This is a genomic window from Otariodibacter sp. (assembly GCF_029256985.1).
Taxonomy (GTDB): Bacteria; Pseudomonadota; Gammaproteobacteria; order Enterobacterales; family Pasteurellaceae; genus Otariodibacter.
Genome location: NZ_JARIDQ010000017.1, coordinates 1 through 12,478, shown reverse-complemented (window position 1 = coordinate 12,478; position 12,478 = coordinate 1). Strand labels below are relative to the sequence as shown.

Here is a 12,478-nt window from a genome sequence, read left to right as displayed (position 1 = left end):
TCGATATCCGCAGGATTTGGATATGGCATTGCGTGACATTCACCTTTAGTTAATTTTGCATAGCGTACAGATGCATCAGGTGTAATTGAGAATACTAGGCGATCAATTTTCGCTCTTCCTTGCCAGTAATCATCAAACGCTTTGAAACGTACAGAGGAATCTTTTTGATAAGAAACAAATTGGAATGGGCCAGTGCCGATAGGCATTGAATCTACTTTTTCTGGAGTGCCTGCTTTTAACATTGCATCAGCATATTCCGCAGAGAAAATTGAAGCAAAATCCATTGCTAAATTCGCTAAGAATGGCGCATTTGGCACTTTTAAGCTAATTTTAACCGTGTAATCATCGACTTTTTCTATTTTATCTAAGATATTAGGCATATCCATACCGATAAAATATTCATAGTTACCACCAGACACTTTATTGTATGGATTATTTGGGTCTAATTGGCGGTTGAATGAAAATATAACATCATCCGCATTAAAATCACGAGTTGGAGTAAATCCTTTATTACTATGGAATTTTACCCCTTTGCGTAAATGAAAAGTATAACTTTTACCATCATCAGATACTTCCCAGCTTTCTGCTAAAGCAGGAATAACATTAGTTGTACCACTTTCAAATGCAGTCAAACCATTAAAAATTGGACGCCCTGATGAATCCAAGGTTGCACCATCAGTACCCAATTGTGGGTTAAAGTATGAAGGCGAGGCTTCAATACAATAAACGAATGTTTTAGGGGCTGCCATTGCAGAACCAGAGGCTACTGCAAGAGCAACTAAAGAAAGTTGTGTTAATTTGTTCATGGTTTCACTCCAATACTATTGTTATAAAAATGCTAATCTTTTCAAGATGCTATATCAATATACAAAAAATCTTATGATATGCAATACTTTTATTTATCAAAATTGTAGAGTTTTGTCTCATAGATGATAGCTTATTACTATTTTTTAGATATTTTCTGATATGAGTAACTGTAATTACTCATATCTTTAGTGAAATAATTCAAATTTATAAAACTATCGTACTAATCCAGCCAAATACTAATAGTAGAATATTGTAGTGAAGAAAAGTTAGTAAGATTGATCCCAAATATGATCGTATTTACTATTATCATTTAAACCAAATAGAACTTATAATGTTGAAACTAATGTTGAAACTAAAGAATAAACGGTATCATATCTATTTTTAAATATGGTAACGCTAAGTGTTATACAAAATTAATTTATTTCCTCTAAATCAACAGGATAGAAATCATGGAAGTTAAATGGACCAAGTGCATATCCTTTTACTTCTTTACGTACAGGGAAATAATTTGTTGAGTGTGCAATAGTGATCCACGGTACTTGCTCATGAAATATAACCTGTGCTTGTTTATATAACTCTATACGTTTTTCTTTATCAACCTCTTGAGCTGCTTGAATAACAAGATCATTGAATGGCTTATAGCAGAATTTAGCGTAATTAACGCCTTGATCCATAGCTTCACAACTTAATAATGTATTTAAGAAATCATCGGGATCACCATTTTCACCAGCCCACCCCATCATACCTACAGGATCCTCGCCTGCACGCATACGCTTGACATATTCACCCCACTCATAACTAATAATCTTAGAGTTTACACCTACGTTTGCCCAATCTTGCTGAATTAATTCAGCCATACGGCGTGCATTCGGATTATAAGGACGAGAAACCGGCATTGCCCAGATTTCTGTCTCAAAACCATTTTCAAAACCCGCTTCTTTTAGTAATTCTTTTGCTTTTTCTGGATCATAATCATAATCCTGAATATCATCATTATAACCCCACATTATCGGTGGAATTGGATTTTTAGCCACTTGTCCAGTACCTTGGTATACCGCATCAACAATGGCTTTTTTGTTCACCGCATAGTTTAATGCTTGGCGTACTTTGGTATTATCAAACGGAGGTTTTTGTACATTAAAACTTAAATACCCAATATTTAAACCCGGTTTAGTCATCAAATTGATATTTGAATCCTTTTCTAATTTTTCCAAATCTGCTGGATTTGGGTATGGCATTGCATGACATTCGCCGTTAGTCAATTTCGCATAACGCACTGATGCATCTGGTGTGATAGAGAATACTAAACGGTCAATTTTTGCTCTTCCTTTCCAGTAATCATCAAATGCTTTAAAACGTATAGTTGAATCTTTTTGGTAAGAAACAAATTCAAAAGGACCTGTACCGATAGGCATCGTATCTACTTTTTCAGGCGTACCTACTTTTAACATTGCATCAGCATATTCCGCAGAGGAAATTGAAGCAAAGCTCATCGCTAAATTTGCTAAAAATGGAGCATTTGGTACTTTTAGGCTGATTTTAACCGTGTAATCATCGATTTTTTCTATTTTATCTAAGATATTAGGCATACCCATACCGATAAAATGTGGATAGTTACCGCCCGAAACTTTATTATATGGATGATTTGGGTCTAATTGACGATTAAATGAAAACACAACATCATCAGCATTAAAATTACGGCTTGGGGTAAATTCCTTATTACTGTGGAACTTTACTCCTTTACGTAAATGAAAAGTATAACTTTTACCATCATCGGATATTTCCCAACTTTCTGCTAAGGCAGGAATGACGTTTGTTGTACCACTTTCAAATGCTGTTAGCCCATTGAACATGGGGCGATCTGAATCCAATGTTGCGCCGTCATTTCCTAATTGTGGGTTAAAATATGAAGGTGAAGCTTCAATACAATAAACGAATGTTTTAGGTGCTGCTGCTATTGCAGAGCCAGAAGCTACTGCAAGAGCAACTAAAGAAAGTTGTGTTAATTTTTTCATAATTTCACTCCGCTGTCAGTGTTGTAAAAATGCTAATCTTTTCAAAATTCCATATCAATAACGAAAAATTTTATGATATGTAATATTTTTATTTGTCAAAATTAGCAATTTTTGTATTGAAAGCAGTAGCTTATTATCTATATTTTGCAGATTTGCTGATATAAGTGAAAAAATCACCCATATCTTTGGTTGAATAATTCAAAGTTATAGAACCATTGCACTTATCCAGCCAAATACTAACAATGGAATATTGTAGTGAACAAATGTTGGTACAACTGAATCCCAGATGTGATCGTGTTTACCATCAGCATTTAAACCTGATGTCGGTCCTAATGTTGAGTCTGATGCTGGAGAACCTGCATCACCTAAAGCAGCAGCCACACCCACGATAGAGATCGTTGCTAAAGGTGAGAATCCGAATGAGATACAAAGCGGTACATAAATTGCCGCAATAATTGGTACAGTTGAGAATGAAGAACCAATTCCCATTGTGATAAACAAACCAACTAATAACATTAAGAATGCAGCCATTGCTTTGCTATCAATTACCCCACGAATACTTTCAACTAATTCAGGCACACCACCAGTTGAATTAACTACGTTTGCATAACCTGATGCTGCAATCATTACAAAACCGATCATTGCCATTAAGCGTAATCCATCTTGGAAAATATCATTACTTTGTTTAAGTTTAAAAATACCACCTAGAGCAAAAACAACTAATCCAACTAATCCGCCTAAAATGGTTGAGTTCATTGTAAGCTGAACTAAACAAGTGATAACAATTGCAACAATACTGATCACAATATGAAAAGGTTTAACTCTAGCAATGCGATCTTCAATACTTTCATCACCAGCTTTATTATTTTCAACTTGATAAGTACGAGGTTTACGATAAGTTACAAATATTGCGGTCAATAAACCTAATACCATTCCTGTTACTGGAATTGTCATAGCTTTGGTCACTGAACCGATATTTGCTACCAATCCTAATGTTTCGCCCGCTTGATTAATATTTTTAACTAATACGTTCTCAATAAAGATTTGTCCAAAACCAACTGGAATAAACATATAAGTTGCAGTTAAACCAAATGTAATTGCACAAGCTACCGCACGACGATCAATTTTTAATTGATTCATTACACCTAAGAGTGGCGGCACAACAATAGGGATAAACGCAATGTGGACAGGAATTAAGTTTTGAGAAGACATCGCAAAGACGACTAATGTGAAAAGAATAATATATTTGAACCAGAATACGGAGCGGCCTGATGGACTTTTACCAAATGATTTAATCACTTTATAAGCGAGTAAATCTGTTACGCCTGATTTAGATAAAGCAACAGCGAATGCACCTAATACAGCATAATTCATTGCTGTTTCAGCACCACCACCAAGCCCACTGGTAAAGCTTGATACTGTTTTAGATAATGCTTCATTTAATACAAAACCATCAGCATAATTGCCCCAAATACCGCAAATCAAAGCGGCAATGATTAATGCAATCACAACATTAATCCGCATTAAGCTCAATGCAAGTAAAGCAATAATTGAGATAACCACCTCATTTGAAAACAGCATTATATTTTCCTTCTTAGTTTATTTAAAAATAGTTTCGTTATATCAAAAAAATAACCCCTCGGAAGTGGGACTCCCGAGGGGTAAAATATTCTAAACAGTCGTTATCACATTTTATGCTCGGAAGTTTCTTCCGAACACACCCAAATGCCCGAAAGATTAATCAGGTAAATGGTGATGATGATGGTTCATAAAATTGATATTCATAACGACTCCCAAAGTTCAATAAGCAAGAATATATAATAACAAAAATTGAAAAGCAACGAATTTTTAACAAAAATATTCAACACTTTTTATCAGTCTAAAATGAGGAATAAAAGTATAATTACTGCTATTCCTCATTTATTACATTTAGCCTAAAATTTTATTTAATTCTGCACTTACTGCTTCGACTGGCTGAGTACCATCTAAACGGAAATATTGTGTGTTTCCAGCTTCAGCTTCCGCTGTGTAATAAGCAATAAGAGGTTTAGTTTGTTTGTGATAGATAGCAAGACGATCTAAAACAGTTTCTGGTTTATCATCTTGGCGAATAATTAAATCTTCACCTGTTACATCATCTTTGCCTTCCACTTTTGGTGGATTATAAACAACGTGATAAGTACGGCCTGATGGTTGATGCACACGACGACCACTCATACGGTCAACAATCACTTCATCTGCTACATCAAACTCTAAAACAAAGTCAATTTTAACATCTGCTTCTTTTAATGCATCTGCTTGTGGAATAGTACGAGGGAAACCATCTAATAAAAATCCATTAGCACAATCTGGTTGAGCGATACGATCTTTTACTAAAGCTACCGTTAATTCATCAGGTACTAATTTCCCTTCGTCCATTAAAGCTTTCGCTTGTTTACCTAATTCAGTTCCTTCTTTAATAGCTGCACGGAACATATCCCCTGTTGAAATTTGTGGAATACCAAATTTCTTCATAATAAATTGTGCTTGTGTACCTTTCCCTGCACCTGGTGCACCTAATAAAATAATTTTCATAAGAACCTCTTAATATAACGAAATAATAAGGAATAATCCCAATGATTATTCCTTAATTGCAAATAAAATTATAAAACTGACCGCTTGTATTCTGCTATTGCTTTGCCAAATCATTATTTTTGACAGACCAAGGTGCAATCTTAAAAAGCATTAGCATCCCTGGAATACCGACAATAAAACAGATCCAGAAAAATGTGTAATATCCATAATCTGTCACTAATACACCTGAGAACGCACCGATTACTTTACTAGGGATCGCTGCTAAGCTGGTAAATATTGCAAGCTGAGTTGCAGTATAAAGAGGATTAGTTTCTCTTGCCATGAAAGCAACAAAAGCAGCAGTGCCTAATCCAACTCCAATATATTCACCAATAATTACTACAGTTAAAACAAACAGTTCATAGGCACCAATAGTATCAAATTTACCGTAGCTTGCCATCCAAATAAAACCTAAAATAGTGATAAGTTGCACAAAACCAAATACCCAAAGAGAACGATTAACCCCCAAACGTATCATCATTATGCCTCCAACCATGCCAGAAATGATGGATGCCCATAATGAATTTAATTTAACAACAGTACCGATATCGGTATTGCTAAATCCCATATCTAAAATAAATTTAGTCTGTAGCGAAGTTGCTAATGAATCACCAAATTTATATAAGAAGATAAAAAAAATCAGTCCTAGCCCAGCATATAATCCTTTACGACTAAAAAATTCCTTAAAAGGTAAAGTAAATGTCATATAAAAAGGCAAGTTATGATCGACTTGAACAACATTAGGCTCTTTACTTAAAAAGAGCGATAAAATTAACCCAGGGATCATAAATAAAGCAGTAAAAATAAAAACTATTTGCCAAGGATGACTATCTGCTAAGATCAGCGATATCCCACCGGGGATTAATCCAGCAATACGATATGCATTAACGTGAATTGAATTTCCTAAACCTAGCTCTTCATCACTTAAAATTTCACGACGGTAAGCATCAATAACAATATCTTGGACAGCAGAAAACACCGCTACCAAAGCAGATAAAGCTGCAACAATTTGAATACTTTCACTCGGGTTAAATTGACCTAATATGACTAATAACGCAAGTAAACCAATCTGAGTAATAAACATCCAACTGCGGCGACGACCTAAAAAGTTCGGATAATATCTATCTAACAGAGGTGAAATTAAAAATTTCCACGTATAAGGAAAACCGATGATAGTAAAAAATCCAATAGTTTTAACATCTACACCGGAAGACGATAACCATGCTGGCACTAATTGGAATAATACATACAACGGTAAACCCGAACTGAATCCAGTAAAAATACAAAGCAACATATTCTTAGTAAAAATTTGCTGCCAAAGAGAAGGCTTAGAAATTTCTGTCATTATGCACCTTTGTAACCGTTTGGATTGTTTTTTTGCCAATTCCAAGTATCTTGCATCATCTGATTCAAATCACGCTCTGTTTTCCACCCTAATTGTTCAAGAGCTTTCTTCGGATCAGAATAACAAACAGCAATATCACCAGGGCGACGATCCACTAATTGATAAGGGACTTTAATATTGTTCACACTTTCGAATGCTTTTACCATGTCAAGTACAGAATAGCCTACTCCAGTCCCTAAGTTATAAACGTGAAATCCCGCATCATCTTGGTGCTTTTCTAATGCTTTTAAATGACCTAAAGCAAGATCAACAACATGGATATAATCACGCACACCAGTACCATCGTGCGTATCATAATCACTACCAAAAACAGAAAGTTGTTTTAATTTACCTACTGCAACTTGGCTAATATAAGGCAATAGATTATTTGGAATACCATTTGGATCTTCACCAATTAAGCCACTAGAGTGCGCACCTACTGGATTGAAATAACGCAAGACAACGGCACTAAATTGTGGAAAAGCTTTAACTGTATCTTCTAAAATACGTTCTACCATATATTTTGAAGTACCGTATGGGTTAGTTGTTCCGCCAACTTCGCAAGATTCAGTAATTGGAATTTGTTTTGGATCACCATAAACAGTTGCGGATGAACTAAAGACTAACGTATTCACATTCGCTTTTAGCATTTCTTCAACGAGTACTATCGAGCCTGTAACATTATTTTGATAATAATGTAACGGTTTTTGTACGCTTTCTCCAACAGCTTTTAGTCCAGCGAAATGAATTACCGCATCAATTTTATTTTCGGCAAACACCTTACGTAAGATTGTTCTATCAAGCACATCTCCTTCGTAGAAATTGAATGATTTTCCAGTAATTTCTTCTACACGTTGTAAAGCAACAGGAGATGAATTTGAAAAATTATCCAAAATAACAATGTCTTTACCTTGATTAAGTAATTCAACAACAGTATGTGAGCCAATGTAACCAGCCCCACCAGTTAATAAAATTGCCATCTTTATATCCTCTTAACAAAAAACTCTACTCAGTTTACCCTTTTTAAGACTAAAATGCTTTGCTATTTGCAAAATTTTCAATGGAAATAACCGCTTATAGATTAAAATTAATTAACTTAAGCCTAATTTTTTAAATAATTCTCTTTTCTCTGAATCTATTAAAGCTCGATATTCTCCCGCAGATAACTCACCAAGAGAATACCCCCCAATTCCCACACGAATTAACCGTAGTGTTGGAAAACCAATATGGGCAGTCATTCTCCGCACTTGACGATTTCTGCCTTCGGTGATAGTTAATTCAATCCATGAAGTAGGAATATTCTTTCGTTCCCGAATTTTAGGTGCTGTTTGCCAATTAAAATCAGGTTCTAAAATTGCTTTAACTTTTGCAGGTTTTGTTAATCCATCTTTTAGTTCTATTCCTTTACGCAATCTGGCTAAATCATTTTCTTCAGGTATGCCTTCAACTTGCACCCAATAAGTTTTTTGCTTATCAAATTTAGGATTAGCTAATCGATGTTGTATCTCACCATTATTGGTTAATAGTAATAACCCTTCGCTATCCCGATCTAAACGACCAACAGAATAAATATGAGGAATAGGAATAAAATCCTTTAAGGTCTGACGATTTTGAGTATCAGAAAATTGTGTCAACACATTATAAGGTTTATTAAACAATACAACGATCGTCTCAGCCAATGGCATCGCCTCTTTAGGTTTAGATCGGTATCCATTATGATATTGATAACGAGAATTTCGAGTTATTTTTTTCATGAGAATATTTTAGCAAAAATTAAAAGAGTAAATACAAACAAAAAAGTTTTTAATACTTAAATTAACTGATGAACAATTAAATAAACAAAGACCATGTCATAGTAAAAAGTACAGCTAACATTCATTTCTATATTATCTTACGTTAGCAAAAATTTAGCATTACTCATCGAAAATATAGCAAACTTCAACATTTTCATCATTCGCATAGGAAATACTAAAGAATTAAATCAAACAATTACTCAAAGAGATTAGAAAAAATCTATTGTTTAATAATTAATCGCTAAAAAAGTACTTCAAATAGAAGAGCTTTTATTATGAGTAATTACAATTTCACAGGTTCAATTATCTCACTCGGATAACAACCTAATACCTTAATATAACTCGTTACACTCTCTAATTCAGCTAGTGCATTCTTCATATTTTCTAAATGAATATTTGCATCTAATTCAATATAAAACATTTCTTCCCAAGGTTTACCATAAATAGGACGAGATTCTAATTTCGTCATTTGAATATGATGATTTTTGAAAATAACTAAAGCATCAACCAAAGCACCCGCTTGTTGAGTCGTAGTCATCAATAATAGTGTTTTAGTTTGTACTTGAGGCGAAACTTGAACAGGCTGTTTAGATAACACAATAAAACGAGTAATATTATTTTGTTGATTCGCAATATCTGTTTTGATTACATTCAATCCATATAACTTACCGCCATCTTCATTACCTAATGCAACAACATTCGGTTTATTTAAACGGGCAACCATCTGCATTGCATGAGAGCTACTTTCACAATACTTCAAATGTATTTTATCTAAACTTTGAATAAATTGGCTGCATTGTTGAGCGGGTTGGGAGTGAGTATAAATTGTATCAATCTCAGAAAGATTAGTGCCATTTTTTCCTAGAACACAATGTTTAATATTGTAAGCAAGTTCTCCAACTAATGTCAGATTCGTATGTTGTAATAAATCATAAACCTCATTAATTGAACCTGAGGTCGTATTTTCAAGCGGTAAGATCCCATAATCTGCATCACCAAATTCTACTTTTTTAAAAACATCAGCAAAAGATTCACAGCTTAATTCAATAATTGGTGCTTGAGCATTTTTCGCAAATTGCCGAGAAACTAAATGAGAGTAAGAGCCTCGTATACCAAGGAAAGCTATTGAGATACTTTCTTCTCGTTGCTGATTTAACTTATTCTGCAAATAAGTTTGTTGCGTTAAAACTGAATCTTCAATAATACGTTGAAAAATTTGTGTAATATATTGAGGATCAAGTTGATAATTTTCCGTCTGTGCATAATTCACAAGTTCCAATAATAATTGTTTTTCTCGCTCAATATCACGCAGTGGTTTTTTGCTAATTTCTTTACTTCTCACAACATCAAATGCTAATCGATGACGCTCAGAAAGTAACTTGAGCAAATTCCGATCAATTTGAGTAATCTGCTGACGAATTTCAGAAAGATCTAACGACATTTAATTTCCTTTGAAATAAAAATAAAACAGTAAGATTTTGCATTTACATAGCTTAATCTTACCGCTTATTTAAAAGGTTAATCAATAGTATATTGAATTGTTATAACTAAAATAACTAAACGTACTTTTTATCTATTATCGATAGATCTTAACTCCACCATAATCACTATCACTCTATCACTAGTAGTACTTAAAAATCAGCAGTTATTGAAAGATAATTTAGTGAAAACGCTCTCTCATTAACATATTGTTAAATAAGAAATTTACCTCATTTTTAGCTCATTAATGGCTTGATATAAAAGTAAAGATGTAATAATTTTGATTGGATTAATTAATGAGAAAAACCAATTTTAATAACAGGAGATACTCACTGATACTATATGTTATTAAATGAAGCAGATGTTAAAAATGCTGGATTACATATTTGAACTGATAGAAAATCAAATACAAAAATGATCAAAAGGAACTCCAGTGACACAAAATGAATTAATCAAAAAACAACCGTTGATAAAAATTAGTTAATTGTAAAGCTTGATAAGCTACTAGAGAATACCATTACGTTAATGATAGACTTTATTCTTAATATACAATTACTACTAGGTATAGTAGAATCCTTCTCTTGAATGCAATTATGAGTTTTAAATAGAGAATAAATATTATTTTATAGTGGGGGAATAATATGAAAATAACGAAATTAAGTCCTAAAATTAAAGATGTTGGGGGCATACCTCTTACTCGTACTTTACCTAATATTGGCATTAAAACTATTGGAGCATGGTGTTTTTTAGATCATGCTGGACCAACTACTTTTAATAGAGGCGATAGAGGCATGCAAGTTGGACCTCATCCTCATACTAATCTACAAACATTCACATGGATGATCGAAGGTGAAGTACTGCATAAAGATAGTTTAGGAAATGAAAAAATTATTAGTTCAAATCAAGTTAACCTAATGACAGCTGGTACAGGATTAAATAGAGGAATTAGTCACACAGAGCAAAGTGTTTTTGCTTTAAAAGAAACTCATGAAGATTATGAACGTAATCTAAATATGGTGCAATTGTGGATTGCTTTACCTACTGATCAAAATATTGAAGCAAGTTTTGATTATTATCCTGAATTACCACATTGGGTTGAAAATGGAGCTGAATTTACCCTAACTACTGGTAGTTATACTAATCATGCGGGAACAGTCTATACCGCACCAACTAAGCAATATTCAAAATTAATTGGATTAGACGTAAATTTAATAGAAGATGATGAAGTAACTCTAACTATGGAAAAGGGTATGCAATATGGAATTCTTATTATTGATGGAAAGTTATCTATTGAAGGTGAAACTTATAATAAAACAGAATTGGTTTATTTTGATAATGAAGAAATAGAGCAAATTAGGAATGTTAAAGTTAAAGCTAATAAAGGAACTCGCTTTATGCTATTAGGAGGAGAACCTTTGAAGAATAAAGTTCTAATGTGGTGGAATTTTGTGGCGGATAATAAGGCTGAGTTAGAACAATCAATAAATGATTGGAATAATAACCATCCTCGATTTGGACAAGTAAATTCAGAATTAGAACGTACACCATCACCGTTAATGCCTAGAGGTTTCAAGGAATAATTAGTTATCCCTATCGACCCTATCACATATAAACAAAGCTATTTAGTAATTGAACCTAAATAGCCTTGTTATTCATAAAATAAAATTTTAATTCTTATTTAAGAAACTTCTCAACTTCACTCAATAGTGGTTTAGCTACCTCTTCTGAAAGCTCCCCATCTTTGAAAACATCATTAAAACTAGGAATGCTATAAGTTGCAACAACTTCAGCGCCAAAAAATGGTAATGTTGTTTTTGCAACTTCTAATGCACGCACTCCAGCGCCTTGACCTGGAGATGTACTTAACAACATCACTTTTTTGTCTGTTAAAAAGCGACGATCGTTACGAGATAACCAATCTAAATGACTTTTAAAAAAAGCAGTTAGATTACCATTATGTTCTGCAACACTAATAATCAATTTATCAGCTGTTGCCAATTTCTCTGCTAATTTTTTAGTTGCCGCTGGGATACCTTCTTTTTGTTCAATATCAAACGCATAGACTGGGCTATCGAAATCAGTTAAACGAATAACTTCGATACCTTTATCTAATTTGTTAGCAATATAACTTACTAATGCGTGATTGATTGAAGTTGAACTATTACTTCCTGCAAATGCGATAATACTCATGGTACTCTCCTTTTTATTAAAAACGCTTGAAAATTATAACATGGATATCTGTTCCATAATAAATATTTACTTTACATCCATTTTAACGAGAAAATAGCATAAAACTTATACATCAAGCGGTAACTTTATCAAAATTTTTTACAAATGCTTATTCGTGAATGTATCGAAACTTAATCATTTATCCGCTATAATTTCGT

10 protein-coding genes and 1 other annotated feature are annotated in these 12,478 nt (G+C 33.5%); of the genes, 1 reads left to right on the top strand and 9 read right to left on the bottom strand.

Annotation, left to right across the window (positions count from 1 at the left end; genetic code table 11):
• From Q1J40_RS01695 to Q1J40_RS01660, 8 genes are all read right to left on the bottom strand, one after another.
• On the bottom strand, nucleotides 1–806 hold an 806-nt coding region (locus Q1J40_RS01695), incomplete at its 3' end, for an ABC transporter substrate-binding protein (RefSeq protein ID WP_301098302.1).
• 414 nt (nucleotides 807–1,220) lie between these two features.
• Nucleotides 1,221–2,822: an ABC transporter substrate-binding protein gene (locus Q1J40_RS01690; protein WP_301098301.1), complete on the bottom strand. Its 1,602-nt coding sequence runs from the start codon at nucleotides 2,820–2,822 to the stop codon at nucleotides 1,221–1,223.
• 204 nt (nucleotides 2,823–3,026) lie between these two features.
• Nucleotides 3,027–4,400 carry a Na+/H+ antiporter family protein gene (locus Q1J40_RS01685; protein WP_301098304.1) on the bottom strand — a complete coding sequence of 458 codons (1,374 nt, stop codon included), beginning with the start codon at nucleotides 4,398–4,400 and terminating at the stop codon, nucleotides 3,027–3,029.
• 49 nt (nucleotides 4,401–4,449) lie between these two features.
• Nucleotides 4,450–4,584: a sequence feature (His leader region), on the bottom strand.
• Nucleotides 4,585–4,751: 167 nt separating this feature from the next.
• Nucleotides 4,752–5,396, bottom strand: a complete 645-nt coding sequence (gene adk, locus Q1J40_RS01680) for an adenylate kinase (RefSeq protein ID WP_301098300.1) — start codon at nucleotides 5,394–5,396, stop codon at nucleotides 4,752–4,754.
• A 94-nt stretch (nucleotides 5,397–5,490) separates the two neighbouring features.
• Entirely contained in the window at nucleotides 5,491–6,780 is a 1,290-nt protein-coding gene (locus Q1J40_RS01675; protein ID WP_301098299.1) for an AmpG family muropeptide MFS transporter, read from the bottom strand.
• Entirely contained in the window at nucleotides 6,780–7,799 is a 1,020-nt protein-coding gene (gene galE / locus Q1J40_RS01670) for a UDP-glucose 4-epimerase GalE (RefSeq protein WP_301098298.1), read from the bottom strand. The genes Q1J40_RS01675 and galE overlap by 1 nt, the downstream gene beginning before the upstream one ends.
• A gap of 111 nt (nucleotides 7,800–7,910) precedes the next feature.
• Complete coding sequence (locus tag Q1J40_RS01665; protein ID WP_301098303.1) at nucleotides 7,911–8,504, bottom strand: pseudouridine synthase; 594 nt, start codon at nucleotides 8,502–8,504, stop codon at nucleotides 7,911–7,913.
• 391 nt (nucleotides 8,505–8,895) lie between these two features.
• Nucleotides 8,896–10,053, bottom strand: coding sequence for a chorismate mutase (locus tag Q1J40_RS01660; protein WP_301098297.1), 1,158 nt, complete (start codon nucleotides 10,051–10,053; stop codon nucleotides 8,896–8,898).
• Nucleotides 10,054–10,732: 679 nt separating this feature from the next.
• On the opposite strand from Q1J40_RS01660, the gene Q1J40_RS01655 reads away from it, so the two are divergent.
• Nucleotides 10,733–11,671: a pirin family protein gene (locus Q1J40_RS01655; protein ID WP_301098296.1), complete on the top strand. Its 939-nt coding sequence runs from the start codon at nucleotides 10,733–10,735 to the stop codon at nucleotides 11,669–11,671.
• A 94-nt stretch (nucleotides 11,672–11,765) separates the two neighbouring features.
• Here Q1J40_RS01655 and Q1J40_RS01650 read toward each other — a convergent pair whose 3' ends face one another.
• Nucleotides 11,766–12,281 carry an NADPH-dependent FMN reductase gene (locus Q1J40_RS01650; protein ID WP_301098295.1) on the bottom strand — a complete coding sequence of 172 codons (516 nt, stop codon included), beginning with the start codon at nucleotides 12,279–12,281 and terminating at the stop codon, nucleotides 11,766–11,768.
• Between the last annotated feature and the right edge of the window lie 197 nt (nucleotides 12,282–12,478).